26 protein-coding genes are annotated in these 24,439 nt (G+C 63.3%); 6 read left to right on the top strand and 20 right to left on the bottom strand.

What is annotated here, in order from left to right; translation table 11 throughout:
• Positions 1–27 precede the first annotated feature (27 nt).
• The 6 genes from GTP41_RS07070 to flgB form a co-directional block, all read right to left on the bottom strand.
• A complete protein-coding gene (locus tag GTP41_RS07070; RefSeq protein ID WP_161024862.1) occupies positions 28–2,394 on the bottom strand; it encodes an EAL domain-containing protein in 2,367 nt (788 codons plus the stop codon).
• A 107-nt stretch (positions 2,395–2,501) separates the two neighbouring features.
• Complete coding sequence (flgF, locus tag GTP41_RS07065) at positions 2,502–3,245, bottom strand: flagellar basal-body rod protein FlgF (RefSeq protein ID WP_161024861.1); 744 nt, start codon at positions 3,243–3,245, stop codon at positions 2,502–2,504.
• A 21-nt stretch (positions 3,246–3,266) separates the two neighbouring features.
• Positions 3,267–4,820 (bottom strand): flagellar hook protein FlgE, encoded by a 1,554-nt coding sequence (locus tag GTP41_RS07060; protein ID WP_161024860.1) that lies wholly within the window; start codon positions 4,818–4,820, stop codon positions 3,267–3,269.
• 28 nt (positions 4,821–4,848) lie between these two features.
• Positions 4,849–5,529: a flagellar hook assembly protein FlgD gene (locus tag GTP41_RS07055; protein WP_161024859.1), complete on the bottom strand. Its 681-nt coding sequence runs from the start codon at positions 5,527–5,529 to the stop codon at positions 4,849–4,851.
• Positions 5,530–5,531: 2 nt separating this feature from the next.
• Positions 5,532–5,936 (bottom strand): flagellar basal body rod protein FlgC, encoded by a 405-nt coding sequence (gene flgC, locus GTP41_RS07050; protein ID WP_161024858.1) that lies wholly within the window; start codon positions 5,934–5,936, stop codon positions 5,532–5,534.
• Complete coding sequence (gene flgB, locus GTP41_RS07045) at positions 5,936–6,355, bottom strand: flagellar basal body rod protein FlgB (protein WP_161024857.1); 420 nt, start codon at positions 6,353–6,355, stop codon at positions 5,936–5,938. Before flgB ends, flgC begins: the two co-directional genes overlap by 1 nt.
• Before the next feature lie 128 nt (positions 6,356–6,483).
• Between flgB and flgA the strand changes: the two genes are divergently transcribed.
• From flgA to GTP41_RS07025, 4 genes are all read left to right on the top strand, one after another.
• Entirely contained in the window at positions 6,484–7,200 is a 717-nt protein-coding gene (gene flgA / locus GTP41_RS07040; protein ID WP_161024856.1) for a flagellar basal body P-ring formation chaperone FlgA, read from the top strand.
• A gap of 107 nt (positions 7,201–7,307) precedes the next feature.
• A complete protein-coding gene (gene flgM / locus GTP41_RS07035; protein WP_161024855.1) occupies positions 7,308–7,631 on the top strand; it encodes a flagellar biosynthesis anti-sigma factor FlgM in 324 nt (107 codons plus the stop codon).
• Between the two features lie 6 nt (positions 7,632–7,637).
• On the top strand, positions 7,638–8,102 hold the full coding sequence (locus GTP41_RS07030) for a flagella synthesis protein FlgN (protein WP_229502772.1): 465 nt from the start codon (positions 7,638–7,640) through the stop codon (positions 8,100–8,102).
• A 44-nt stretch (positions 8,103–8,146) separates the two neighbouring features.
• A complete protein-coding gene (locus tag GTP41_RS07025; RefSeq protein WP_161024854.1) occupies positions 8,147–9,724 on the top strand; it encodes a hypothetical protein in 1,578 nt (525 codons plus the stop codon).
• Here GTP41_RS07025 and motD read toward each other — a convergent pair.
• The 8 genes from motD to GTP41_RS06985 all read right to left on the bottom strand — a co-directional run bounded on the left by motD (position 9,721) and on the right by GTP41_RS06985 (position 18,681).
• Positions 9,721–10,482: a flagellar motor protein MotD gene (motD, locus tag GTP41_RS07020; RefSeq protein ID WP_161024853.1), complete on the bottom strand. Its 762-nt coding sequence runs from the start codon at positions 10,480–10,482 to the stop codon at positions 9,721–9,723. The genes GTP41_RS07025 and motD overlap by 4 nt on opposite strands.
• Position 10,483: 1 nt before the next feature.
• Positions 10,484–11,230 (bottom strand): flagellar motor protein, encoded by a 747-nt coding sequence (locus GTP41_RS07015; protein WP_161024852.1) that lies wholly within the window; start codon positions 11,228–11,230, stop codon positions 10,484–10,486.
• Complete coding sequence (locus tag GTP41_RS07010) at positions 11,212–11,943, bottom strand: RNA polymerase sigma factor FliA (protein ID WP_161024851.1); 732 nt, start codon at positions 11,941–11,943, stop codon at positions 11,212–11,214. The genes GTP41_RS07015 and GTP41_RS07010 overlap by 19 nt, the downstream gene beginning before the upstream one ends.
• A 17-nt stretch (positions 11,944–11,960) precedes the next feature.
• Positions 11,961–12,761, bottom strand: a complete 801-nt coding sequence (locus tag GTP41_RS07005) for a MinD/ParA family ATP-binding protein (protein ID WP_161024850.1) — start codon at positions 12,759–12,761, stop codon at positions 11,961–11,963.
• On the bottom strand, positions 12,754–14,136 hold the full coding sequence (flhF, locus tag GTP41_RS07000) for a flagellar biosynthesis GTPase FlhF (RefSeq protein WP_161024849.1): 1,383 nt from the start codon (positions 14,134–14,136) through the stop codon (positions 12,754–12,756). The genes GTP41_RS07005 and flhF overlap by 8 nt, the downstream gene beginning before the upstream one ends.
• A gap of 156 nt (positions 14,137–14,292) precedes the next feature.
• Positions 14,293–16,416 (bottom strand): flagellar biosynthesis protein FlhA, encoded by a 2,124-nt coding sequence (gene flhA, locus GTP41_RS06995; protein WP_161024848.1) that lies wholly within the window; start codon positions 16,414–16,416, stop codon positions 14,293–14,295.
• Positions 16,417–16,428: 12 nt separating this feature from the next.
• Complete coding sequence (gene flhB / locus GTP41_RS06990) at positions 16,429–17,568, bottom strand: flagellar biosynthesis protein FlhB (RefSeq protein WP_161024847.1); 1,140 nt, start codon at positions 17,566–17,568, stop codon at positions 16,429–16,431.
• Between the two features lie 81 nt (positions 17,569–17,649).
• Positions 17,650–18,681: a fumarylacetoacetate hydrolase family protein gene (locus GTP41_RS06985; protein WP_161024846.1), complete on the bottom strand. Its 1,032-nt coding sequence runs from the start codon at positions 18,679–18,681 to the stop codon at positions 17,650–17,652.
• A gap of 92 nt (positions 18,682–18,773) precedes the next feature.
• On the opposite strand from GTP41_RS06985, the gene GTP41_RS06980 reads away from it, so the two are divergent.
• The gene (locus GTP41_RS06980; protein WP_161024845.1) at positions 18,774–19,169 is read left to right on the top strand and encodes a DUF2061 domain-containing protein; all 396 of its coding nucleotides are present in this window, start codon (positions 18,774–18,776) and stop codon (positions 19,167–19,169) included.
• Between the two features lie 271 nt (positions 19,170–19,440).
• Here GTP41_RS06980 and GTP41_RS06975 read toward each other — a convergent pair whose 3' ends face one another.
• Positions 19,441–19,821 carry an Rpn family recombination-promoting nuclease/putative transposase gene (locus tag GTP41_RS06975; protein WP_161024844.1) on the bottom strand — a complete coding sequence of 127 codons (381 nt, stop codon included), beginning with the start codon at positions 19,819–19,821 and terminating at the stop codon, positions 19,441–19,443.
• Positions 19,822–19,931: 110 nt separating this feature from the next.
• Positions 19,932–20,648: a pseudouridine synthase gene (locus tag GTP41_RS06970; RefSeq protein ID WP_161024843.1), complete on the bottom strand. Its 717-nt coding sequence runs from the start codon at positions 20,646–20,648 to the stop codon at positions 19,932–19,934.
• A gap of 144 nt (positions 20,649–20,792) precedes the next feature.
• On the opposite strand from GTP41_RS06970, the gene GTP41_RS06965 reads away from it, so the two are divergent.
• Positions 20,793–21,086, top strand: coding sequence for a hypothetical protein (locus GTP41_RS06965; protein WP_161024842.1), 294 nt, complete (start codon positions 20,793–20,795; stop codon positions 21,084–21,086).
• Between the two features lie 117 nt (positions 21,087–21,203).
• Here the strand turns inward: GTP41_RS06965 and GTP41_RS06960 are convergent, their stop codons facing one another.
• Genes GTP41_RS06960 through rluC form a run of 4 tightly spaced genes read right to left on the bottom strand, consistent with a single transcriptional unit; the run spans position 21,204 to position 24,283 of the window.
• The gene (locus tag GTP41_RS06960) at positions 21,204–22,232 is read right to left on the bottom strand and encodes a S49 family peptidase (RefSeq protein ID WP_161024841.1); all 1,029 of its coding nucleotides are present in this window, start codon (positions 22,230–22,232) and stop codon (positions 21,204–21,206) included.
• Positions 22,229–22,594 (bottom strand): Rieske (2Fe-2S) protein, encoded by a 366-nt coding sequence (locus GTP41_RS06955; RefSeq protein WP_161024840.1) that lies wholly within the window; start codon positions 22,592–22,594, stop codon positions 22,229–22,231. The genes GTP41_RS06960 and GTP41_RS06955 overlap by 4 nt, the downstream gene beginning before the upstream one ends.
• Positions 22,594–23,253, bottom strand: a complete 660-nt coding sequence (locus GTP41_RS06950; RefSeq protein ID WP_161024839.1) for an HAD-IA family hydrolase — start codon at positions 23,251–23,253, stop codon at positions 22,594–22,596. Before GTP41_RS06950 ends, GTP41_RS06955 begins: the two co-directional genes overlap by 1 nt.
• A gap of 10 nt (positions 23,254–23,263) precedes the next feature.
• Positions 23,264–24,283, bottom strand: coding sequence for a 23S rRNA pseudouridine(955/2504/2580) synthase RluC (gene rluC, locus GTP41_RS06945; RefSeq protein WP_161024838.1), 1,020 nt, complete (start codon positions 24,281–24,283; stop codon positions 23,264–23,266).
• Positions 24,284–24,439 lie beyond the last annotated feature (156 nt).

Below are 24,439 nucleotides of genomic sequence, written 5' to 3'. Positions count from 1 at the left end.
TATGCAGGCATTATCCCGTGGGGGGCGTCAACTCAAAGCGTCGATCTGGGTGGTTTTCGCGGCCTTATTCGCCGCTTGCCACTCTGACAAGGGCTGGGGCCGCCCTACCCCGTAGCCCTGGGCATAATCGACGCCCATGGCGCGCAGGCAGGCCAGCTCGGCTTCAGCCTCGACAAACTCGGCAATGGTCTGCTTGCCCATGACGTGGGCGATCTGGTTGATCGATTCCACCATGGCGCGCTCGGTCGGGCTGTGCAGGATGCCACGGATGAAGCTGCCGTCGATTTTCACGTAATCGACCGGCAAGTGCTTGAGGTAGGCAAAGGACGACATGCCGGCGCCGAAGTCGTCGAGGGCAAAGCGGCAGCCCAAGGTTTGCAGGTTCTGGATCAGGGCTGCGGCCTGGGCCAGGTTGCCCACTGCGGCGGTTTCCGTTATTTCGAAGCAGACGTTCTCCAGCGCCACGCCGCAAGCGCGCTGCTGCGCCAGCACGTACTCCAGCAGGCCCTCGTCGCACACCGAGGCGCCGGACAGGTTGATGGCCCAGCTGGTGCCGGGCGGCTGCTGCGCCAGCGCGGCGAAGGCGTGACGGATCACCCAGCGGTCGAGCAGCGGCATCAGGTCGTAGCGTTCGGCGGCGGGGATGAAGGCCATGGGCGGAATCAGCCCGCCTTGCTCGTCCAGCATGCGCACCAGCACTTCGGCGTGCGCCTGGCCGCCCGGCTTGAGCGGGGCGATGGTTTGCAGGTACAGGCAGAAGCGGTCGTGTTCCAGCGCCGCGCGGATGCGCGACACGGCTTCCATTTCCGTCTGGCGCACCGACAGCTCGGCATCGTCGTCGCTGTACAGGTGGATGCGGTTGCGCCCCTTCTCTTTCGCCATATAGCAGGCGGCGTCGGCCGACTTCATCACTTCCTTCAGGTTGCCCTGGCGCCCGGCCAGCAGCACCACGCCGATGCTGACCCCGATGCGGTAGCTGCGTACGCCCCACAGGAAACGCAGGTCGACCACGGCTTGCCGCACTTTTTCGGCCACATGCAAGGCGTCGCTATGGCTGCACTGGGTCAGCACAATGCCGAATTCATCGCCGCCCAGGCGGCCAACGATGTCGCGCTCACGCAGGGTGGCTTGCAGCAGCTGGCTGACCTGGCGGATCAGTTCGTCTCCCGCCGCGTGGCCGCTGGTGTCATTGATCACCTTGAAGCGGTCCAGGTCGAGATAAAGCACAGCATGCTCACCTTGCCGTCCTTCCTGCAGGCCGGCCAGCAGTTCGCACAGGCGGCGCTCGAATTCGCGCCGGTTCAGGATGTCGGTCAGTTCGTCATGCGTGGCCTGGTAGGACAGCTGGGCCGCGTGGCGCCGCGCCTCGCTGGCGTCGTGCAGCACGATCACCTGGCCTATGGCCTGGCCGTCCGGCGCGTGGATCGGCGCCAGCGAGCGGTCCACCGGCAATTGGCGGCCATCGGCCGACTGCAGGTGCAGGTGGACGCTGCCTTCCGCGCCTTGCAGGCGGCACACTTCGTCCAGCGGGCGGCCCACCAGCATGTCACTTGGCAGCCCCAGCATTTGTTCGGCGTTGCGGTTGCAATAGCTGACGCGCTGCTCCTGGTCGGTGGTGATCACGGCGTCGGCAATGGAACCGAGCGTGACCTGCACCAGTTCCTTTTCGGCAAAGGCTTCCGCCTGACTTTGCTGCAATTGCAGCAGCAGGCGTTCGCGGCGCAGGAACGCGCGGCGCAGGTAGCTATGGCAGCTCCATGCCAGCAGCGCGGCCGACAGCACCAGCACGCCAAGCAAGGCGTGGGTGACCTGACGCGCTGCTTCATTGATGGCGGAGGCGAAACCCAGCGCCAGCGGCGACAGGCGGCGGTCGATTTCCTGCAACTCGAGCAGGAACACATCCTGCGCCGGGCGCGCGGCATGCGGCGTGGCGTGCAGGCGTTCACCCAGGTCGCGCAGGCGCAACAGGTGTTCGTCGCTGTGTTTCCAGTAGGCGATGGCGCGCGCCATCAGGGGCACTTGCTTGAAGTTGCGGTAGAGCCAGACCATGCCGCCGATATCTTCTTCGGCATTGCGTCCGCCCAGAAATCCGGTACGCACGAGCTCCCAGTCCGGCTGATCCTTGTCCATTTCGCGCCGCGCGCTAAGGTCGGACAGCGGCACCGCCAGTTCGTTGCGGAATTGTTGAAAATCCTGTTCGTCGGCAGTGACCAGGTAGCGCTGCAACGTCGCAATGGCGGCCTTCTGCCCCTTTGACCAATGGCTTTCGCCCGCCACGTAGGCGCGCAGCATGGACATGATCGACACGCTCAGCACCGCCACCAGCGTCAGCGCGGCGACGGCCAGCGCGAACGGCAGAACCACGGCAATATATCGTTCCTGGGACGAACGCATGGGCTTGCTCTGGCGGGTGGCAAAACCCCATGATGGGCAATTCCCCCATCCCGCGCAATGGCATAAATGTCATGCCGTTGCCAAGCGGCAACAAGCATGCAAGCTGCTTAATTCAAGGCCAGGATTTGCGTTGCCTTGGCGGCATTATTTTCCGCATTTTTCAGCAAGCTCATCTGCGTTTCGAACGAGCGCGCCAGGGAAATCATATTGACCATGGCGTCGATGGCATTGACGTTGCTGCCTTCCAACGTGCCGTCCACCAGGCGCACGCCCTGGTCCACGTCGGCCGGCAGTCCGCTTTGCTGGCGGAACAGGCCATCGTCACCGCGCACCAGGCCGCGCGTTTCGGGATTGACCAGCTTGATGCGCCCCAGCACATTGCTGGGGCCGGGCTGGGTCTGGGTGGTGTCGATGGCCGAGACAGTGCCGTCGCTGCCGATCGCCACCTGGGCATCGGGCGGGATGGCGATCGGGCCGTTCTCGCCCACCAGGGTCAGGCCGGCAGCCGTTTGCAGCAGGCCGTTTTCGCTGACTTTCAGGCTGCCGTTGCGGGTGTAGGCTTCCGATCCGTCGGCCGACTGCACGGCGATGAAGCCGTCGCCGCGCAGGGCCACGTCCAGCGGCCGCCCGGTGGTCTGCATCGCGCCCTGGCGGAAGTCGGAACCGACCGTGTTGTCGACCACGAAGGTGCGGGTCGGCAAGCCATCGGCCACCACCGGCACGGCACGGAAGGAATCGAGCTGGGCCCGGAATCCCGTCGTGGTGGCGTTGGCCAGATTGTTCGACGTCGTCGCCTGCTGCTCCAGCAGGTGGCGCGCGCCGGTGGCGGCGGTGTAGATGAGACGGTCCATGGCTTGCTCGCTCCCTTACGCTTAGCGCAGGTTGACCAGGGTTTGCAGCACCGAGTCCTGGGTCTTGATGGTCTGCGCATTGGCCTGGTAGACGCGCTGCGCGGTGATCATGTCGACCAGCTCTTCGGTCAGGTCCACGTTCGACGCTTCCACCGACGAGGAGCGTAGCTGGCCCCAGGAACCGGTATTGGGCGAACCGATCTGCGGCACGCCGGAAGCGGCGCTCTCGGTCCAGGCATTATTCCCCAGCGGGATCAGGCCTTCCGGGGCGGCGAAGTTGGCGAGCACGAACTGGCCCAGGGCGCGCGATTTGCCGTTACTGTACTGGCCAGTGATCACACCGTCCGGGCCGGTGCTGAAACGCTGCAGTTGGCCGGAGGAATAACCGTCCTGGGTCGAGAGTTTCTCCGAGGTGGCGCCGACGAACTGGGTGGTGCCGACAAAGTTGGTTTCGATGGTCAGCGGCATGCGCGAGCCGGTATCCGGGAACATCGGCAGACTAATAGTGAACGGCAGGGTTTGCGGCGGAACCATCGCGGCCATGGTGGCCGTGTCGATCTGGCCGTCGCGCGTGAACATCATCGTACCGACTTTGACGGCAGGCACCTCGACCGCGGCGCCGATCGACTTCAGGATCGAGTCCGGCGTGGCGCCCGGCACCGAACCGACGTTGGTGGTACCGGTGAAGAGCGAAGTGATGTAATCGGTCGTTTCCACGGTCGCGCCGGCGGCGGCGGCGGCGGCCACAATCATCGGGCCCACGGTGGCGGCATACTCTTCCGCTTCGGTCTTGATCGCCGCTGGAACGCCGCTGGCCACGGCGGCCAGGTATTCTGCGCGTGCGGCCGCTTCGGCGCCAGCATTGGCAGGATCGGTAAACACGGTCGCCGCTGCAGCTTGCGCGGTGATTTCCACGCCATCCACGGCGGAGTACACGTCCCAGGTGTTGGCAGCCGTCTTCACATAGAACATCGACATCACGTGGGCATTGCCCAGGGTGTCGTACACGTCCATCACGGTCTGCTTGTTGTAGGTCAGCGGGTCCGTCACATCGAACGGCACTTTGCTAGGCGGCAGGGCCGCCGAGCTCAGGTTGATCTGGTAGTTGGCCTTGGTGGTAGCCACCGGCACCAGGTCCGAGTAATCAATGGTAATCGGCTTGGGCGCGCCTTGCAGGATCACGCCATCCTTATTGGCTAGGTAGCCGGTAATCGCAGCGCCCTGGGCGTTGATGATGGTGCCGTTTTTATCCAGCTGGAACTGGCCGTTGCGGCTGTATTGAATCGAGCCGCCCGGGGTCACGGTGCGGAAGAAGCCGCCGCCGTTGATCGAGATGTCCAGCGGGTTGTTGCTGGTTTCGATATTGCCTTGGGTGAACTGCTGCGCAATCCGTGAGATCGAAACGCCGATACCAGGGTTGTTCCCGGCCAGGCCGTTCAGGGAGTTCGCGTACAAGTCGGCAAACTGCGCCTGCGAACCCTTGAAGCCAACGGTACTGGCATTGGCAATGTTGTTACCAATCACGTCCAGCGATTTGGAGGCGGCGTTCAGGCCGCTGAGACCTTGTTGAAACATGGTATTCCCCTATTCAGAATGCGCTTGCTTACAGTACTTGCTTGATCGCGTCCATGGTCACCTGGCCATAGGACGGGATGTTCAGTTTGACGCCGTTGGCCCCGGTCGAGATGCTGGCGATGGTGCCGAATTGCAGGGTCTTGGCATCCTTCAGCTGCTCGGCGCCGCGGGTCGCCTTGATATTCATGGTGTAGGTATTATTGGAGGCGGTGGTGCCGTCGGGCAGCTTGCCATCCCAGGCCAGCGGCACGATGCCGGCATCGACATTCTTCATCGTGACGGTCTGCACCACCTTGCCGCCGGAGGCGCGGATTTCCACTTCCACCTGGTCGGCGCGCGAGCCGAGCTCGATGCCGAACAGCGATTTGCCGTCAGCCAGGGTCAGCTGACTGCCTTCGACCAGCACGCCGTGGTTGATCAGGTTGGTAGCCGCCAGGTTGGCCGAGGCCTGGTAATCCGCTTTCAGCGAATTCAGCGTCTCATTCATCTTGTTGATACCGGTCACGGTATTTAGCTGCGCCAACTGGCTGGTCATCTGCGCGTTGTCCAGCGGGTTCATCGGGTCCTGGTTCTTCAGTTGCGTGATCAGCAACGTCATGAACTTGTCCGTATCAGCTTCTACGCCCGTCTTGGCCGTCTTCGATGGGTTCATGGCGTTCAGCAACGCCGGAGAGACGGTTTTGGAGTTTTCTGCACCGGTTACGGCCATGATTACTGTCCAATCGTTAAGGTTTTCAGCAGCATGGTCTTGGCTGCATTCATGGTTTCCACATTGGTCTGGTAGGAGCGCGAGGCCGACAGCATATTGACCATCTCGTCGACCACATTCACGTTCGGCATCGTCACATAGCCTTTGTCATCGGCCAGCGGATGCTTGGGGTCATAGACCTGCTTCATCGGCGACGGGTCTTCCACCACCTGGCGCACCTTGACGCTGGTCGCGGCGCCATTGGCGCTTGGCGTGGCTTCGAACACCACTTGCTTGGCGCGGTAGGCTTCGCCGCTGGCCGAGGTGGCGCTGTCGGCGTTGGCCAGGTTGGAGGCCACCACGTTCAGGCGCTGGGCCTGGGCGCTCATGGCCGAGCCGGACACATTGAAAATACTGAACAAGGACATTACTGGCCTCCCTGGATCGCGGCCATCAGGCCTTTGATCTGCGAATTAATAAAGGTGACCCCGGCTTCGTAGCGCAGCGCGTTGTCGGCGAAGCTGTTGCGCTCGACGTCCATGTCGACCGTGTTGCCATCCACCGCGCCCTGGGCCGGCGTGCGGTACAGCAGCGGCGTGCCGTCGGGCAGCGTGCTGCCGTCTTGCGGGGGGCGCGGGAAATGCTTGCCGGCCGTGGTATTCAGCGGCTGCGGATTCTTGACGCGATCCAGCGCCGCCTGCAGGTTGGCGGAGAAATCAATGTCGCGCGCCTTGTAATTCGGCGTATCAGCATTGGCAATATTCGACGCCAGCACGGCCTGGCGCTTTTCGCGCAGGCTGAGGGCGGTTTCGTTGAACAGCAGGTGATTGTCGAGTTTGCCTAACATGGCGCTTCTCCGCTTGATGACAGGTTCGATGATACGGAGCAATGCCCGCCCTTGATCGGAAGAGTAAGACGGGGTTTTTACCCCTATTCCTCCGATTCAAGCTCCGCGCGAGGGCTAACATGTGTCCCATGAAACGCAAACTCATTACCGCCGCCCTGCTGCTCGCCACGATGGCCGCCACCGCCGTCGCCATGGCCGCCCCTGCAGCGCCAGCCCCGGCGCGCATGGAGCCGGCCGCCTTGCGCCAGGCGGCCGAGCAATTCCTGCAAGTGCAGACCGCCGGCCTGCCCGGCAAAGTCACGGTGAGCGTGGGCGCGGTCGACCCGCGCCTGAACCTGGCGCCCTGCCCGGCGCCCGAGGCCTTCCTGATGCCTGGCGCGCGCGCCTGGGGCAAAACCACGGTCGGTGTGCGCTGTGCGGCGCCTTCGCCGTGGACGGTATATATTCAATCCCAGGTATCGGTCTTGGGCAGCTATGTGGCCGCCGCCGTGCCGCTGGCCCAGGGCCAGGCGATCGAGGCCGGCCAGCTGGCCATGATGCAAGGCGAATTGACCGCCCTGCCGCCGGGCATCGCCACCGACAAAGCACAGTTGATTGGCCGTACCAGCAACCTTTCCATTTCGGCAGGCACACCGCTGCGGCTGGATCTGGTCAAGGCCAAACCCGTCGTGCTGCAGGGTCAACTGGTCAAGCTGGTATCGAAGGGCAATGGCTTTTCCGTGTCGGCCGAAGGCAAGGCGGCCGGTTCGGCCGCCGACGGCCAGGTGGTGGCGGTTCGCACCGGCAACGGCCAGCAAATCAGCGGGATTGCGCGTCCCGGCGGCTTGGTGGAAGTGACATTTTGACAAAAAATAACAGGGAATTGCCAGTCGCCAGCTAAAGTTTGGGCGCAGGCTGCCGTAAAAGACTCGTATGCCGGGGTAAACGCCTCCAACCAGACGAGGATAAAGCTGTGAAGATCAACGACACATTAAAGAACACGCCGGGCTTGCCAAGTGCGCCCGCGACGGGCTCGAACGCGCGCGGCGCGGACAAAGCCGCCGCCGCGACCGCGTCCGCACCGCAGGCAAGTACCGACAATGTGCGCCTGTCCGCGCAAGGACAGGCTTTGGCGGCCAGTGGCGCTGCCGGTAGCAATGCCGTATTCGACACCAAGAAAGTCGAACGCATCAAAATGGCAATTGCTGACGGTCAGTTCCAGGTCAATTCGGAAAAAGTGGCAGACGGTTTGCTGGAAACAGTCCGCGATCTGCTGCACTCGCGTAAGCAACGTTAAGGAAATATGATGGCCGCTGTCTCGCCGAAACACAGCCTGCAGGCTGAGCTGGACAAGATCACTACCCTGCTGGAGGTCCTGAAACAGGAACAGCAGGACCTGGTCGCGGCGGACATTGAGCACCTGACCGCGCTGACGCCGCAAAAATCGGCCCTCGTGAACGAGATGGCCGCGCTGGCCACCGTGCGCCACCAGGCGCTGGCCGATGCCGGTTATCCCGCGATGGAAGCGGGCATGGAGTCGTGGCTGGACGCGCAGCATGATGACGCCGCCAATATGCTGTGGCAGCGCCTGCTGGACCAGACCCGCGCGGCCAAGGAACTGAATCGCCTGAACGGCGTGCTGATCAACAAGCACCTGGGCCACACCCAGGGCGCGCTGCAAGCGCTGCGCCCGCAGCAAACCACCGTCTACGGCCCGAGCGGCATGACCACCGGCAGCGGCACGCGCCGGGGATTCATCGCGGGTTGATTTTTCTCAAACTGTGCCCGTCCCGGGCATTGCATAATGGGCGGATGCGCCCATTTTTCCCAGCACTTTTTCTCGCAGCCCAGGCTGCACTCCCGCTCGCCGCCCACGCGGTCACCCAGCCGGCCCTGGCCAATGAACATTTCGGCCTCTATCGTGCCGACCAGTTCCGCCTGGCCAATGGCCGCTGCCAGGACTGCGGCCAGCCGCAAGCCCTGTGGTACTTCCAGGACGACCTGGTTGCCGTGCCGAGCCAGCCACGCGCCGCCGCTGAATCGCCGGGGCTGATTTGGCTTGGTTCTCCGCAGCTGGTGCCACAGGCCCGCTTCGACGGCAAGGCTTTGCATCTGGCCGATGGCGCGCAGCTGGACCTGCGCCTGGCGCCCCGCCTTGCCAGCAACCGCTCGTATTTCGACGCCAGCTCGGAAGCCTTCTTCCGCAAGCGCGAAGTGCGCGTGCGTGGCCAATGGGATCCGGGCAGCGCCCAGTTCGAAGCGCGCACCATCTGGCCGCGCGATTTCGCGCTGGACGCCGCGGCGCCGCTGCGCCCGGTAACGGGTGAGGATGGCTTGAAAGACTTTGTACGCGAAGCTGGCGGCGGTGCGCGCAGCGATTTCGCCGTGCGCAAGATCTGGCAGCGGCCCGGCACGGCGCCGCAGGCGCTGGCCGGCAAACCGGTGCTGGCCTTCATGCTGAACGGGGCGCAGGGCGACGATGACGAGGCCTATGGCGGCCACTTTGCCATCGCGACCGGCAAGATCGGTCCGCGCGGTGAATGGTCGGACTGGCTGGTCAACAATTTCTACGGGCTCGATTCGTACAGCGAAAAGGGTATCGTCGCCTCCATGGTGCCAATGGACGCCTATTTAATGGACCTGAACAGCGGCCAGCAGTATTACCGCCCTTCTTACATGCTGGTGGCGGTGCTGGACGATGCGCGTACGGCGCAGGCTTACCAGCGCAATGTGCAGCAGGTGTTCCAGTCCTTCTATGCGCACCATTTCAGCTACCAGCACGCGCAGGCAAATTGCGCGGGCATCAGCCTGGATGTGCTGCGCCAGCTAGGCTGGCAGTGGCCGCTGCACGGGCCGACCAACCGGGTCAAGGCGGTCGGTGCGTTCGGCTACATGGCGGCAAGCGAGATGAGCATCGCCAGCGGGCGCAAGGCGTATGCCTATTTCACGGAGGAGCAGACGCGCTTGTATCCGGCGGTGGCGTTCGATGCTTTGGGCAATGACCTGCTGCGCATGCTGCAGGGGCGCGCCGGACGCCAGCTTGGCGGCTTTGAGCAGCAGTTACGGAAGGATGTGGCGGCATTGATGCTGGTGCGTATTCCGCAGGTGCCTTCGAGCCGGGCGTTTGGGTCGGCGCCGGCGTATTCGATCGATGAATTCATGGCGCGCGCGCCGGCCGACCGCAGCAAGTGGCAGGTGGTGCCGACGGCTCCGCGGCCATTCCCACAGGAGCTGATGGACGAGCGGGCGCGGCAACAGGCGGCGGCGCCGGTGTGGCCGGTGGCGGCTTTGCTGCTGGCGGTGGCGGGCTTGGGCGCGCTGTGGCAGTGGCGTAGGCTGCGGCGCAAGCGCGCGGTTGTGCTGGCGCCGAGGGAGAGGTTACGGGCTTAGCGGGTCGGGATTTCAGTCGCTGGATCAGGGATGCCGGACAGGATCGTGATCGCCACGCGCCGGTTGCGCGCGCGCGCATCGGGGTCTTCGTTAGCGGCGACCGGCTGGTTATCAGCATGGCCAACCGCCGTCATGCGCGATGGCGCAATGCCGGACTCAATGAACAGGCGCACCACCGTCCCCGCGCGCACCGCCGACAACTCCCAGTTGGACGGGAACAGCGCATTGCGGATCGGCGTACTGTCGGTATGCCCCTCCACCTGCACCGCATGCGGATCATCCTTGAGCAAAGTCGCCACCGCCGTCAGCGCCTCGCGCGATTCGCCCGTCAGGCGCGCGTCGCCCGGATTGAACAGCACCGAGGCATTGATCTCGACGCTCACGCCACGGCTATTCTGCGTTACGCGCACCTTGCCCTCTTTCACCAGCGGCGCCAGGGTACTCGACAAATCCTTGGCCAGGCGCGTCATCTGCTCCTTCTCGCGCTTGATCTGCTCATTGCGCTTGCGCTGCGCGGGATTGGGAATCGGCAGGCTCTGGATCTCGGTATTGGTGGGCGGCGCGGCGCCGGCGCCGCCGAAGGCATCGCCCAGGGCGTCGGAAAACACCTTGTACTTGCCCAGGTTGACCGAAGAAATGGCGTACATCACCACAAAGAAGGCAAACAACAAGGTGATGAAGTCGGCGTAGGAAATCAGCCAGCGTTCGTGGTTTTCGGGATCGTCGTCGAACCGGCGGCGGGCGCGGCGATACTGCATCTCACGGCTCCCGCATCAGGGTCGCGATCCGTTCGTCGATCACGCGCGTGAAGTCGCCGGTGGCGATGTCATAGAACACGGCGGCGGCCAGCTCCTGCTGGTAGACCTGGCGCGTGACGATGGTTTTGAGCTTGTTGGCGATCGGGTAGAAGAACAGGTTGGCCAGGCCCACACCGTAGATGGTCGAGACGAAGGCCACTGCAATGCCGGAGCCAAGTTTGCTCGGATCGGTCAGGTTTTCCATCACGTGGATCAGGCCCAGCACCGCGCCCAGGATACCGATGGTGGGCGAATAACCGGCCGCCGATTCCCAGATGCGCACAGCCTGGCGCTCCGCCGTTTCAAAGGCGGTGATCTCCATGTCCAGCATCTGGCGCATCTTGTCCGGCTGGATGCCGTCCACGATCATGCGCAGGCCCTTGGCGATGAACTTGTCCTTGGCGCCCAGCATGGGTCGCTCCAGCGCCAGCAGGCCGTCGCGGCGTGCGATCTGGCTCCAGTTGTTGATGTCGCGCGCCAGCTGGGCGCGCGTATCCGGCGGCGGTTTGAAGATCCAGCGCGCCATGCTCAAGCCGCGCCGCAAGGTGGGCGTGCGGGTCTGCAGCATGACCGCGCCGAAGGTGCCGATCACCACGATGGAAAAAGCGGCCGGCTGCAGCAGGGAGCTGAGTTTGCCCCCTTCCAGCCCCTGGCCAATGAGGATGCCGGCCAGCGCCAGCAGCACCCCGGCTACGCTGGACCAGTCCATGCCTGCTCCCGTAGCGCGGCACGCAGGCGCGCCACGGCTTGTGTGTGCAACTGCGAAACCCGCGATTCGGAGACGCCCATCACGGCGCCGATCTCCTTCAGGTTCAGCTCTTCTTCGTAATAAAGGCCCATCAGCATTTTCTCGCGTGGCGGTAGTGCGTCAATGGCGTCGATCACGGCTTGGCGGAAATCGGTATCCAGCAGCGCGCGCAGCGGATCGGCATCTTCATCATGGGCATAGCGGTCGAGGAAGCTGTCATTGCCATCCTCGTCGTGAAAGTCTTCGTAGTACACCAGCTGGTGGCCGCCGCCTTCGGACAGCATTTCCTGATAATCGGCCAGCGAGAGCTTGAGCGATTTGGCCACTTCCGATTCGCTCGGCGGACGGCCCAGGCGCTGCTGCAAGGTGGCCATGGCGTTTTCAATCTTGCGCATGTCCTGGCGCATGGAGCGCGGCATCCAGTCGGAGCTGCGCAATTCATCCAGCATGGCGCCGCGGATGCGCATCACCGCGTAAGTCTCGAACTGGGCGCCGTGAGTTTCTTCATAACGGCTGATTGCGTCGAGCAAGCCAATCATGCCTGCTTGTACCAGGTCATCCACTTCCACACTGGGCGGCAATTTTGCCTTCATATGGTGGGCCAGGCGCTTGACCAACGGCATATGCTCCGTCAGCAAGGAATCCTTTTCCACCTTCCCTTTGACCGTGTACATAAAGGTTCTAATTCTTTTCAGGCTCTAAAATGGTTGCAGCTCCCCATTGCAAAACGACCGGCCAGTTGGCGGAACGCCACCGAAGCCCCAGCCAGCGGGAAGGCATCCACCACCGCCCGCCCCAGCCGCGCGGCACGCTGCAGGTATTCGTCCGCCGGCACAGACCCCATGGAAACTAGGTTGACCGCCAGGTAACGACTTGCCGCATGCGCCATATTATCGTAAACCACCCTGGCTTCGGCCTCGGAAGCGCCAGTGACCAGGATGCCGAAGGGGCGGCGGCCCAATTCATGGTTGAGCCGCTTGATCATCATATAAGCATTTTTGATGGAAGTGGCACTGTTTGACACTTGCACCACGATCTCGGAGCTGGCCATGAGCGGCACCGGGAAGGCTTCGCCATCGAACTCGCCATCCACCAGCACGATGCCGGTCTGCTTGACCAGCACGTCGAAAGCCTTGGCCAGGCGGCGCCCTTCGTCCGGGCCGCGGCGCCCTTCCCCGCGCGTCATCGACACCACGTTGAAGCCCTGCGGCGCGGCGTGCAGCACCTGGTTCAAGCCGCAGCGCTGGCGCGCCACATCGAGCAGGCTGGCGCCGGCGTCCAGGCCGAGGCGGGAGGCCACGCCGTGGGCGCTGGCGCAGGCGTCCACCAGCAGCACGTCGTTGCCGGCTTGCGACAGCGAAGCGCCCAGGTTCACCAGCATGGCGCCCTTGTCGTCCTGCGGGGTCGCCGAGAGGAAGGTGATGATGCGTGGCCGGGGCCCGGCCAGCATCCGGCGCAGGCCTTCGGCCTGGTCGAAATCGAAATTAGCCAAAGCGCACCTCGCGCAGCATTGGGTCGTGGGCGGCGCCGGCCATCAGCAGCGGCAGTTCGGCGTCGCCGAATTTGGCGGCGGACTGGCCGCCGAGGGCGCGCTCCACCAGCGCCGCCGGGTCGGCCAGGTGCAGGTCTTCCGGCACGCGCTGGCCGTTGGAGGCGTAGAACAGGCGCAGCTTGTGGCGGATCACCACGTCCAGCGCGGAGCCGATGGAGGCGGCTTCATCGAGCTTGGTGATGATGGCGCCGGCCAGGCCGCTGCCCTGGTAGGCACGCACCACTTCGGACAGGGTTTCCTGGGTCGAGGTGGCGTTCATGCACAGGATGCGCTGCACATGGCTGCCCACACCCTGCAGCATGGCGACCTGCTCGGCCACCATCTGGTCGCGCTGGCTGACGCCGACGGTGTCGATCAGCACGGTGTGCTTGTTTTTCAGTTCATTCAGGGCGATGCGCAGGTCGGCTTCGTCCTTCACCGAGTGCACCATCACGCCCAGGATCTTGCCGTAGATGCGCAGCTGCTCATGGGCGCCGATACGGTAGGCGTCGGTGGTGATCAGGGCCAGCTTTTCCGGGCCGTGGCGCATGACGCAGCGCGCGGCCAGCTTGGCGGTGGTGGTGGTCTTGCCGACGCCGGTCGGCCCGACCAGGGCGAACACGCCGCCCTTTTCCAGCAGCGCGTCTTCGTTGTTCATGGCGTTGATATTGCGGGCCAGGGCGGTGCGCGCCCATTGCAGCGCTTCGGCGGCGTCGCGCGCGGCGGGCAGCTTGTCGGCCAGGTAGCGCGCCAGGCTGGCGGAGAAGCCGGCCGCCAGCAGTTCGCGCATGACGGCGGTCTTGTGCGGTTCGCGCTGGGCGGTGTTGGAGAAGGCCAGTTCGTTGAGCTGGGTTTCCATCATGCCGCGCATGGCGCGCAGCTCGCTCATCATGGTGCTCATTTCGGCGGCGGCATTGGCTTTGGCATGGGCGACGGCGTCGGCCACCAGGGCGGAAATGCGGTCCATGTCGAGGGCGGGTGCCGGGGCCGGCGCCGCTACCGGCGCGGCGGGACGGGCCGGGGCGCGCGGCGCGGCTGGCGCGGCGGCTGGGCGGGCGCTGGCGCGCACCACCGGTGCCGCGGGCTGCGCTACCAGGGCCGGGGCGAAGGATGGCTCGACGCTGGTCGGCAGCTCCATCTGCGGCGCGGGCGCGGACATGGGGGAATCGGCGGCGTGCGGGGCCAGGGAGGCGGCGTCGTCGCCGGCCAGGGCCAGGATTTCCACAATGCCGTCGACGGCACGGTTGGACAGGATCACCGCATCCGGACCCAGCGCTTCACGCACTTTGCGCAGCGCTTCGCGCGACGTTGGGGCGGTAAATTTTTTGACATTCATTTCCAGCGACTCCGCAGATTGCTCACATGGTCAAATTATTGACGATGCATGGGGGTAACAATCGGTGGAACAGCTTGGGAAATGCCTCTTAATTCAAAACCGGGAAAGCAGGGGCCGGCCCTTGGGCGGCCCCCCGGTTTCCCGGCGTTAGGGTTTTTACTGCGCGCCGACCAGGGAAGTAACGCGAATCGTCTTGGTTTCCGGGATTTCCGCATGCGACAGCACCTTCAGCTGCGGCAGTGCGCGGCGCAGGAAGCGCGACAGCAGCGGCCGCAGCGCGCCCGGCACCAGCAGCACCGGCGTCACGCCCAGCGCCTCCTGCTGCGCCGTGGCGGAAGCGGCCTGTTGGGCGATAGTATCGGCCAGCCCCGGCTCGATGCCCGCCGCATCCGCGCCGCCGGTCTGCATGGCTTGCATCAGCAGGCGCTCCAGGCGGTTGTCCAGCGTCATGACGGACAGTTCGCCGCCAGTCGGGAACAGCTGCTGCACGATCGCCCGGCCCAGCGCGACACGCACCTGCGCCGTCAGGTCGCTCGGATCCTGGGTATGCGGCGTGAACTCGGCCAGCGTCTCGATGATGGTGCGCATATCGCGGATATGCACGCCTTCCGCCAGCAGGTTCTGCAACACCTTCTGCAAGGCCGACAGCGACAGCATTTTCGGCACCAGGTCCTCCACCAGCTTTGGCGACTCCTTGGCCAGGTGGTCCAGCAGCGACTGCACTTCGGCCCGGCCCAGCAGCTCGGAGGCGTGGGTCGTAATCAAGTGGTTCAGATGGGTCGCCACCACGGTGCCGGCATCCACCACGGTGTAACCCATGCCGGTCGCCTGGTCGCGCAGCGAAGCGTCGATCCAGATCGCCGGCAGGCCGAAGGCCGGGTCGGTGGTCACCATGCCAGGCAAAGTGCCGCTGGCCATGCCGGGATTGATCGCCAGGAACTGGCCGTTGAAGGCCTCGCCCGTGCCCACTTCCACGCCTTTGAGCGTGATGCGGTAGGCGGACGGCTTGAGCTCCAGGTTGTCGCGGATGTGCACCGGTGGTGCCAGGAAACCCACTTCCTGCGCGAACTTCTTGCGGATGCCCTTGATGCGCTTCAGCAGCTCGCCGCCCTGGGTCTTGTCCACCAGCGGAATCAGGCGATAGCCCACCTCCAGGCCGAGCGTATCGACTGCCAGCACGTCCTGCCAGGTCGCCTCCTCCTGCTCGGGCGCCGCCTGCGCGCCGCCGCCTGGCCCGCCGGCGCCGCCGGGACCTGCCGCTTCCTTGGCCGCCGCCGCCGCCACTTTATCCTTCTCTTTCTTTTGCAGCAGGTAGCCAGAACCGCCCAGCACCGCCGCCAGTAAAATGAACACCAGGTTCGGCATGCCGGGAATCAGGCCCATGCCGCCGATGATGGCGGCAGTGATGTACATGACCTGCGGCTTGGCGAACAGCTGGCTGATGACCTGGGTGCCGATGTCGGATTCCGATGCCACGCGCGATACCACAATACCGGCCGCAATCGAGATGATCAGCGACGGGATCTGCGCCACCAGGCCGTCACCAATCGCCAGCAGCACGTAGTTTTTCAGCGCATCGGCAAAGCCCATATCGTGCTGGATCATACCCACCAGCAGGCCGCCGACAATATTGATCACCGTAACCAGGATGCCCGCGATCGCATCGCCGCGCACATATTTGGAGGCACCGTCCATGGCGCCGTAGAATTCCGCCTCCTGTGACACCTCGTTGCGGCGGCGGCGCGCTTCCGGCTCGCCGATCAGGCCCGCATTCAGGTCGGCATCGATCGCCATCTGCTTGCCCGGCATGGCGTCCAGGGCAAAACGCGCGCCCACTTCGGCGATACGGCCCGCGCCCTTGGTGACCACCACGAAGTTGATGATGGTCAGGATCACGAACACCACGATACCGACCGTGTAGTTGCCGCCGATCAGGAAGTGGCCGAAGGCCTCGATCACCTTACCGGCCGCATCGGGGCCGGTATGGCCCTCGGTCAGCACCACACGGGTCGAGGCCACGTTCAGGGCCAGGCGCAGCATGGTGGAGATCAGCAGCACCGTCGGGAAAGCCATGAAGTCCAGCGGCTTGACCGTGTACAGGCTGGTCAGCAGCACGATGATCGAGAGCGCGATATTGAAGCTGAAGAACAGGTCGAGCACGAACGCCGGCAAGGGCAGGATCATCATCGCCAGCAGCATGATGATCAGGATTGGTGCAGCCAAGGCTTGTCCGTTACCGGAAAGGCCTTTCATCCATGGCGGCATATTCAGGGCGTTCATTCTTCTACTCCGTTACTGTTTCTTATTCAAAGGGTCCATATCATCCGGCACATCGAGCTTGCCCGGACGGTCCGGATAACGCAGGCCTGGACGATAGGCCTTGATCTGGAAGACATACGCCAGCACTTCCGCCACGGCGGCGTACAGGCGCGGCGAAATCTCATCGCCGATCTCGGTGTGCTTGTGCAGGGCGCGCGCCAGCGGCGGCGCCTCCAGGATGGCGACGCGGTGCTCCTTGGCCAGCTCGCGGATCTTGGCCGCCACTTCGTCAGTGCCCTTGGCCACCACACGCGGCGCGCCCTGGCCGCCTTCGGTGTACTTCAGCGCGACCGCATAGTGGGTCGGGTTGGTCACCACCACGTCGGCGGTCGGCACTTCCTGCATCATGCGTTTCTTCGCCATTTCGCGCTGCAGCTGGCGGATCTTGCCCTTGATCTGCGGATTGCCATCCGACTCCTTGGATTCCTGGATCACTTCCTGGCGCGTCATCTTGAGCTTGTTCGCGTAATGCCACATCTGGTACGGCGCGTCGATCAGGGCGATGAAGCCAAGCGCACCGACAATCACCACAAAGCTGAAGGCCAGCATTTCCAGCACGTGCGCGCTGCCGCGGTGCAGCGGCTCGGCCATCAGGCCGATCACTTCCTGCTGCTGGCGCGAAATAACCATATACGCCACCACGCCCACCACGATGGATTTGATAATGGCCTTGACCAGCTCCACCAGCGAGTTGGTGGAAAACATATTGCCCAAGCCCGTCATGGGGTTGAGCTTCATGAAATTCGGGGTGAAGGCCTTGCTCGAAAAGAGCCAGCCGCCCACCAGCAGCGGCGACGCCAGCGCCACCACCATCACGGCCACGCCCAGCGGCAGGCAGGCCAGCAGCACGTGCACCACGTCGACCAGGATGCGGCTGATCAGGACATCCGGGTTATAGACTTGCTCGCGCGTCAGCGACAGCCCCGAGGTGAGGCTGCGGCTCAATTCGCGCACCAGGCCGGAACCCGTCATCCACAGGCCGGCACCCGCGGCCATGAGAACGGTAAAGGTCGCCACTTCCCGCGACCTGGGTACGTCCCCTTCTTCACGCGCCTGCTCGAGGCGCCTCTGTGACGCGGGTTCTGTTTTCTCGGCTTCGCTGTCTTCAGCCATGCACCGCTCCTGTTATCGACCATGCCATTATGGCGGCGGCCGGGCCAGAGCTATCGATGGAAAAGGCAGGGAAATCGGGCTTTACTCGGCTGCCTCGGCGTCCGGGGCGGCGTCCGGCACCGCTTTCGGGCGGCCCAGCTGCCAGACTTGCTGCTCAATGGCGCCGAAAATCGACTTGCCGTCCGCGTCCAGCATCTCGATCTTGATGGTGTCGCCGAAAGACATGAACGGTGTTGTCGGTTTGCCATCGGCGATCATTTCCAGGCAGCGCTTTTCGGCGATGCAGGAGTAGCCCTTCTTCGCGTCCTTATTGGACACGGTGCCGGAGCCGACGATGGTGCCGGCGCGGGCGTTGCGAGTCTTGACCAGGTGGGCGATCAACTGGGCAAAGTTGAACACCATGTCGACGCCGGCATTGGGCTGGCCGACCAGTTTGCCGTTCCAGCTGGAGCGCAGCGGCAGGTGCACCTTGGCGTCGCGCCAGGCCTCGCCCAGCTCGTCCGGGGTAACCGCCACCGGCGAGAAACTGCTGGCCGGCTTGGACTGGAAGAAGCCAAAGCCCTTGGCCAGCTCTTCCGGGATCAGGTTGCGCAGGGAAACGTCGTTCACCAGCATCAGCAGGCGGATTTGCTGGAAAGCCTGGTCGGGCGTGGCGCCCATCGGCACATCGTCGGTGACGACCGCGATTTCCGACTCAAAATCGATGCCCCATTCCTCATGCTTGAGCTCGATATCGTCGCAAGGGCCGATAAAGTCATCGCTGCCGCCCTGGTACATCAGCGGGTCGTCCCAGAAGGAGGCGGGCATTTCCGCATTGCGCGCCTTGCGCACCAGCTCCACGTGGTTGACGTAGGCCGAACCGTCGGCCCACTGGTAGGCGCGTGGCAACGGGGCCATGCAATCCTTCGGCACGAAGTCAAAGCTGCGGCGCGCCCTGCCTTCGTTCAGTTGGCGGTACAGCTCGTCGAGCTGCGGGGCGATGAAGGCCCAGTCATCCAGGGCGCGCTGCAGGCTGCGCGCGATGCCGTCGGCGACCACGGCGGTTTTCAGGTCGCGGGCGACGACGATCAGTTGCCCGTCACGGGTACCGTCTTTAAGGGTGGCGAGTTTCATAGGAATGCTATCGATTCGGTAGAGATAATCAATTTTACCTCTTAGGTGAGAATCATTACCATTTGACTCAACGAATCAAGGAGTCCCTCATCATGGCAGTCGCAGCGAAAAAACTCAGTCAGGTCAGCACCCATATGGCAATCGCGTTCGGCTTGATGTACGCCTTGACCGGCTCGCTGGCCTTTGGCGGCCTGGCAGCCGTACTGGAGCCCGTGATCAATGTCGCGCTGCTGCCCTACCATGAGCGGGCCTGGCTCAGGCTGCGCACACGCTTCGCCAGGCGCCGCCTGGCCTTGCTCGCCGCCGAGAAGGTTTCGCAAACGCTGATGCATGCCGGCGTCGCGTTCGGCGTGCTGTACACCGCCACCGGATCGCTCGCTTTCGGCGGCCTGGCGGCCGTGCTGGAGCCGATTATCAATGTGATCGCCCTGCCCTTGCACGACCGCCTGTTCGAACGCCACGTGTTGAACACGCGGGTCGCCGCCTAAACGTCCGTCAGTTCCGGCGGGAGGCGGCCCTTTTCCAGGAAACTATTAATCCAATGCATCATCTGCTCCGGCGATGTCTGCCCGAGGAGGGTTAATGCAGGTTCCGATAGCGGCATTCCAGCATGCTTGAAAAGCAGCCCCACGCCGGCCTTCCGCTCGCCCGGCACGGCGCCCCCGCATCTCGGCGCAGTACTCGAGCATATCTTCGATATTATGGAATCTGTTCTCAACCAACATGGCAAGTCCCTCCATCGTCAAATTCAGTCCGCAGTCAAAACCAGGAAACTGCGCTCGCAACCGCATCTGCGCCCAAGCGGCAAGCCCTGCCATGCGTGACGCCTCGTTGTTTCACCAGACCATCCGATAGCAGTGCGGCATAGCTCAGCATCCGCGTTGGCATTGACTTGTCGGGACGCGCCTGGAACTCATTCAGCATGTGCACGCCAGGATGACGCGCCCGTTGGATTCCCCACACGACATCATCATGCCGCTGGGCGCCGCCTTGCGCGGTGTAGCTTGCGTTATGGCGCACAAAGTCGCCAATGCGGGTGCGCCGGGCCCAATCTTGCGCTACTACGACAAGAAGCAACTCGCGCGCCAGCTCCGGAAACGCGAACAGTTGCTTGAAGCCGGCATCCGAGGTCAGGGACATTGGGGACGTCTATGTCCCCTGCTAACCGAGCCATTTGGTCTTGCGCAAAGAAATGCGATTACGCCTCGTCGTGCTGGCGTTCGCCAGCGAAGACGTTGTGCAGGCGCCTCTCAGGCAGGGGCAAGCAAAGCCAGTTGTTCAGGCGTGAGGTAGCACCACTCGCCCTCCTCCAGACCGAGCGACGAGAGTTCCAGCTGGCCGATGGCGGAGCGATGCAGCGCGGCGCAGTGGTTGCCGGCGGCGGCCAGCATGCGCTTGACCTGATGGTATTTACCCTGCTCCAGCACGATCTCGAGCTGATGTTCGCCGCGCTTGATGCAGGTAACAGCGGCCAGCGGGGCCGGCTCGTCGTGCAACTGGACGCCGGCCAGCAATTGCGCCACCAGCTCATCTGTCACGGGCTCGGCCGTGGTGGCCTGGTAGACCTTGGGGACGTGGCGCTTGGGGGAGGATTGGGCGTGGATGAATGGGCCGTCATCGGACATCAGCAGCATGCCGGTGGTATCGTGGTCGAGCCGGCCCACCGGCTGCACATCGCGCCAGGTGAATTGCTCTGGGAGCAAGGTCAGCACGCCCGGGTGGTGGCTTGGCTTGCGCGAGCATTCGTAATTGGCAGGCTTGTACAACGCGATATAGACACGCTCGCGCACCACCCACTCTTCGCCGAACACTTCCAGCACCAGGCCCTCGGCCTCATACGTCGCTTTGTAGTTGTCCTGCACTTCGCCGCCGACCAGGACGTCACCGTCTTCGATCAGGGCGCGGCAGTACTTACGGGTGCCGAAACCTTGCGACTGCAGGATTCGGTCCAGGGATAATTTGCTCATGGGGCGGGATTTTACCGGATTTACGTTAGCGCAAGCTTACCTATTGATGCAGATCAAAGGGCGTGCCGATTGCATTGCTACACTAAGAAAACATTAGGAATCTGCTGAATGGGCTATAGGAATTTCTTAGGGAGAACTCAGCAAATGAAACTCAACGTAAGCCGTAAGTCGTTGGCGCTGGCCCATGCCGCCGCATTGGAAACCCAGTTGGCCGTGGCGCGCTGGAGCGGCCAGGCCGACGCCATGCCGCAGGCCGCCTGGCGCCGCCAGCGCCAGGTCGACCTGGAAAGCTGGCTGATGCAGGGCGGCTTTGCGCTCGCCGCCGGCACGCCGGAAATGAAAACAGCGGCCAGGGGCCGCCGTTCTCTTGCCTCCCAAAGAGACAGTAATGAGGAATGTCAATTCACTCAACTCCGCATCCGTGATGCGGCTGCGTAGTCTGCCTCAAGATTTGATTGCTTGTCGCCCTCCCCTTGACTCGAACTACACCGTCAATATAGTCCACCTCGGGGAAATGGCAAGCAAAAATGCCAATGTTGACTGCTGAGCCAAGCCCTAGCGCAGGCTGGGCTTGGCCGCCTCCGCCGCCGCCTTGATGGCGCCATGGCCCACCGCCGCGCCAAACTTTTTCAGCACGCGCTCCGGCAGGTTTTCGTGTTGGGTGTAGTCAACAATATCCTCGGCTTTGACTACGTCGCGCGCCACGCTGTCGACGCTGCCCAGGTCGTCGGCCAGGCCCATCTCGACGGCGCGCGCGCCGGTCCAGTACAGGCCGGAGAACATGTCCGGCGTTTCCTTCAAGCGCTTGCCGCGCCCGCTGCGCACCACCTCGATGAATTGCTGGTGGATTTCCTTGAGCATGGATTGGGCATGCTGCTTCTGCTTTTCCGACTGCGGGCTGAACGGATCCATGAAGCCCTTGTTCTCGCCGGCGGTCAGCAAGCGGCGCTCGACGCCCAGCTTTTCCATGGTGCCGGTAAAGCCAAAGCCATCCATCAGCACGCCGATCGAGCCGATGATGCTGGCCTTGTTGACGTAAATGCGGTCCGCTGCCGAGGCAATGTAATAGCCGCCGGAGGCACAAATCTCATCCACCACCACATACAGCGGCTTTTGCGGGTAGCCGCGGCGCAGGCGCTGGATCTCATCGACGATCATGCCGGCCTGGACGGCGCTGCCCCCCGGGCTGTTGATGTGCAGGACCACCGCCACCGAGCCGGAGTCGGCAAAGGCCTTGTTCAGCGATGGAATCACCACGTCGGCCGCACCGCTGCCTTCGGTTTCGATACTGCCTTCGATCTCGATCAGGGCCGTGTGGCGGCCCAGCGCCTCGGCGTCACCGCCCATCAGGTTGATGCCGAAATAGCTGGCCACGGCGAAGAAGATGATCGCCAGGGTCGACACTTTGAAGAAGATGCTCCAGCGCCGGTTGGCGCGCTGCTCTTTCAGCGTGGCGAAGACCAGCTTTTCCAGGACTTCGCGCTCCCACTTGATCGGCGGCGTGTCGGAGGGCGCCGGTGCGGGTGCGGGTGCGGGTGCCGGGGCGGGTCCGGGCTGGCCGGTTTGGTCGGTATTGTCGCTCATGGTCGTGGCCCCACATAATCGTCAGGCTGCCAGTAAATATTGTTGTCGTGTTCGTTCACTGCAATCGGTCGCAGGCGGCCGCCGCGGCAAGGGCCGCCGGCGCATTGCCCATTTTCCGGCATATAAATCGCGCCGTGGGTGGAACACATAATATATAAGCCGCTGGATTCGAAAAACTCCCCTTCCGCCCAGTCCAGTTCGATCGGCACATGGGCGCAGCGGTTCAGGTAGCCATACACCTTGCCACCGTAGCGCACCACGAAACCGGTCGTATCTTCGCCGCCCGCGCGCAGCGGGAAACGAACCCCCTTGCCGCCATCGGCCAGCGCGTCGGCCGCGCACACCAGGATTTCAGCCGTCATCACGCGTGCTCATTCAGCCACTGGTGCAACTGCGGCACGGTACGGGCCGAGAACACCGGATTGCACGCCATTAGCTGATCCACCGGATGGGCGCCATATTCGACGGCGATGCCGGAAGATCCCGCATTTTGCGCCATCATCAAGTCATGCGTGGTGTCGCCGATCATGACCGTGCGCTTCAGGTCCTGGCCCAACTCGCGGGTCAGTTCCTGCAGCATGGCAGGGTGCGGTTTGGAGAAAGTTTCGTCGGCGCAGCGGGTGGCATCAAAGGTCGACAGCAGGCCGGCCGCATTCAGGGCACGATTTAGGCCGACACGGCTCTTGCCGGTGGCCACGGCCAGGAAGAAGCCTTGCTGTGATAAATCCTGCAACATTTCCTGAACACCATCGAAGAGCGTCAGTTCATGGTCTTTGGCCAGGTAGTGGTAACGGTAGCGTTCCACCATGCGCGGGTAATACTTGGGGTCGATATTCGGCATGGCCACCTGCATGGCTTCGCCCAGGCCCAGCCCGATCACATGGGCAGCCTGCTCCCGGCTGGGGATCGGCAAAGCCAAATCCTTGGCCGCGGCCTGGATGCATTTCACGATGGTGGCGGTGCTGTCCATCAGCGTGCCATCCCAATCGAAAACGATCAGGTCAAATTGCTTTCTCGGCATTATTTTTTTCTCAATTCAATGGATTACCCAAGCTTACCAAGAATCGCTGGCATTCGGCGGCTAACGGCGCATTCAGCGTCATCGCCTTGCCCGTTTCCGGGTGGGTAAACGTAATCTGGTGGGCGTGCAGGAACATGCGTTTCAGCGCACCGCGTGTTTCAGTGGCCTTTTGCAGCGCCTTGTTCAGTGCAAAATCGCCGTATTTGTCGTCACCTGCGATGGGGAAGCCCGACGATTGCAAGTGAACGCGGATCTGGTGGGTGCGGCCGGTTTTCAGTTCGGCCTCCAGCAAGGCATAGCCGTCGAATTTTTTCAGCAGGCTGAACACGGTGTGCGAAGCCTGGCCGTCGGCCTGCACGCGCACCCGGCGTTCGCCGTCCGGCAACGTGTATTTATGCAGTGCCAACTTGACGTGCTGCCGCTTGTTCTTCCAGTCGCCCACGCACAGGGTCAGGTAGCGCTTGTCGGTCAGGCCGTCGCGCATCTGGTCGTGCAGGCTGTTCAGGGCCGAACGTTTCTTGGCAATCAACAAAATACCCGACGTTTCGCGGTCCAGCCGGTGCACCAGCTCCAGGAACTTGGCATCCGGGCGAGCGGCGCGCAACTGCTCGATCACCCCAAACGACACGCCGGAACCACCGTGCACAGCGACGCCGGCCGGCTTGTCGATCACCAGCAGGTGGGCATCTTCGAACACCACGGGGAATTCGGCGGCCGGGACGTTCGCCTCTTGCTTCTCGGCAATTCGAATCGGCGGGATGCGCACCAGGTCGCCCGCATTCAAGCGGTACAACTGGTCGATGCGGCCCTTGTTGACGCGCACCTCCCCCGAGCGCAGGATGCGGTAAACGTGGCTCTTCGGCACGCCTTTGCAAACACGCAACAGGTAGTTATCAATGCGCTGTCCGGCCTCTTCTTCGCTGATTGTCACGAATTGCGCTTGCGGCAGGACCTGTTGGGCGGAAGCGGATTCGGCCTTTTGCGCCTTGTTTTGGACCGGCTTCCCAGAAAATCTCTCTAAGTCCTTCATTTTGAATATATAATCGTTTTGCCGCGGTTTTAACTGCTGCATGTGTAAAGAATTAAACGTACATTTTACACAGGGGCGTATCCACTGGCCTCGCCAACAAGCAAATTCGGTGGAAATAATTGTATACGCACATTCGTGCGCCGATCAGGGTTGCAA

This window comes from Pseudoduganella guangdongensis (assembly GCF_009857475.1).
Lineage (GTDB): Bacteria > Pseudomonadota > Gammaproteobacteria > Burkholderiales > Burkholderiaceae_D > Rugamonas > Rugamonas guangdongensis.
This window is presented reverse-complemented; position numbering and strand designations above follow the sequence as displayed.

Excerpts from the sequence above, each read along its gene's own strand:
- GTP41_RS06985 (WP_161024846.1), bottom strand. The coding sequence starts at position 18,681 with ATGAAACTCGCCACCCTTAAAGACGGTACCCGTGACGGGCAACTGATC.
- flgA (WP_161024856.1), top strand. The coding sequence starts at position 6,484 with ATGAAACGCAAACTCATTACCGCCGCCCTGCTGCTCGCCACGATGGCC.
- GTP41_RS07070 (WP_161024862.1), bottom strand. The coding sequence starts at position 2,394 with ATGCGTTCGTCCCAGGAACGATATATTGCCGTGGTTCTGCCGTTCGCG.
- GTP41_RS07010 (WP_161024851.1), bottom strand. The coding sequence starts at position 11,943 with ATGTACACGGTCAAAGGGAAGGTGGAAAAGGATTCCTTGCTGACGGAG.
- rluC (WP_161024838.1), bottom strand. The coding sequence starts at position 24,283 with ATGAAGGACTTAGAGAGATTTTCTGGGAAGCCGGTCCAAAACAAGGCG.
- motD (WP_161024853.1), bottom strand. The coding sequence starts at position 10,482 with ATGCAGTATCGCCGCGCCCGCCGCCGGTTCGACGACGATCCCGAAAAC.
- flhF (WP_161024849.1), bottom strand. The coding sequence starts at position 14,136 with ATGAATGTCAAAAAATTTACCGCCCCAACGTCGCGCGAAGCGCTGCGC.
- flhB (WP_161024847.1), bottom strand. The coding sequence starts at position 17,568 with ATGGCTGAAGACAGCGAAGCCGAGAAAACAGAACCCGCGTCACAGAGG.
- GTP41_RS07030 (WP_229502772.1), top strand. The coding sequence starts at position 7,638 with ATGATGGCCGCTGTCTCGCCGAAACACAGCCTGCAGGCTGAGCTGGAC.
- GTP41_RS07015 (WP_161024852.1), bottom strand. The coding sequence starts at position 11,230 with ATGGACTGGTCCAGCGTAGCCGGGGTGCTGCTGGCGCTGGCCGGCATC.
- GTP41_RS06955 (WP_161024840.1), bottom strand. The coding sequence starts at position 22,594 with ATGACGGCTGAAATCCTGGTGTGCGCGGCCGACGCGCTGGCCGATGGC.
- GTP41_RS07055 (WP_161024859.1), bottom strand. The coding sequence starts at position 5,529 with ATGGCCGTAACCGGTGCAGAAAACTCCAAAACCGTCTCTCCGGCGTTG.
- flhA (WP_161024848.1), bottom strand. The coding sequence starts at position 16,416 with ATGAACGCCCTGAATATGCCGCCATGGATGAAAGGCCTTTCCGGTAAC.
- GTP41_RS06950 (WP_161024839.1), bottom strand. The coding sequence starts at position 23,253 with ATGCCGAGAAAGCAATTTGACCTGATCGTTTTCGATTGGGATGGCACG.
- GTP41_RS06975 (WP_161024844.1), bottom strand. The coding sequence starts at position 19,821 with ATGTCCCTGACCTCGGATGCCGGCTTCAAGCAACTGTTCGCGTTTCCG.
- GTP41_RS06980 (WP_161024845.1), top strand. The coding sequence starts at position 18,774 with ATGGCAGTCGCAGCGAAAAAACTCAGTCAGGTCAGCACCCATATGGCA.
- GTP41_RS06960 (WP_161024841.1), bottom strand. The coding sequence starts at position 22,232 with ATGAGCGACAATACCGACCAAACCGGCCAGCCCGGACCCGCCCCGGCA.
- GTP41_RS06970 (WP_161024843.1), bottom strand. The coding sequence starts at position 20,648 with ATGAGCAAATTATCCCTGGACCGAATCCTGCAGTCGCAAGGTTTCGGC.
- flgB (WP_161024857.1), bottom strand. The coding sequence starts at position 6,355 with ATGTTAGGCAAACTCGACAATCACCTGCTGTTCAACGAAACCGCCCTC.
- GTP41_RS06965 (WP_161024842.1), top strand. The coding sequence starts at position 20,793 with ATGAAACTCAACGTAAGCCGTAAGTCGTTGGCGCTGGCCCATGCCGCC.
- GTP41_RS07025 (WP_161024854.1), top strand. The coding sequence starts at position 8,147 with ATGCGCCCATTTTTCCCAGCACTTTTTCTCGCAGCCCAGGCTGCACTC.
- GTP41_RS07060 (WP_161024860.1), bottom strand. The coding sequence starts at position 4,820 with ATGTTTCAACAAGGTCTCAGCGGCCTGAACGCCGCCTCCAAATCGCTG.
- flgC (WP_161024858.1), bottom strand. The coding sequence starts at position 5,936 with ATGTCCTTGTTCAGTATTTTCAATGTGTCCGGCTCGGCCATGAGCGCC.
- flgF (WP_161024861.1), bottom strand. The coding sequence starts at position 3,245 with ATGGACCGTCTCATCTACACCGCCGCCACCGGCGCGCGCCACCTGCTG.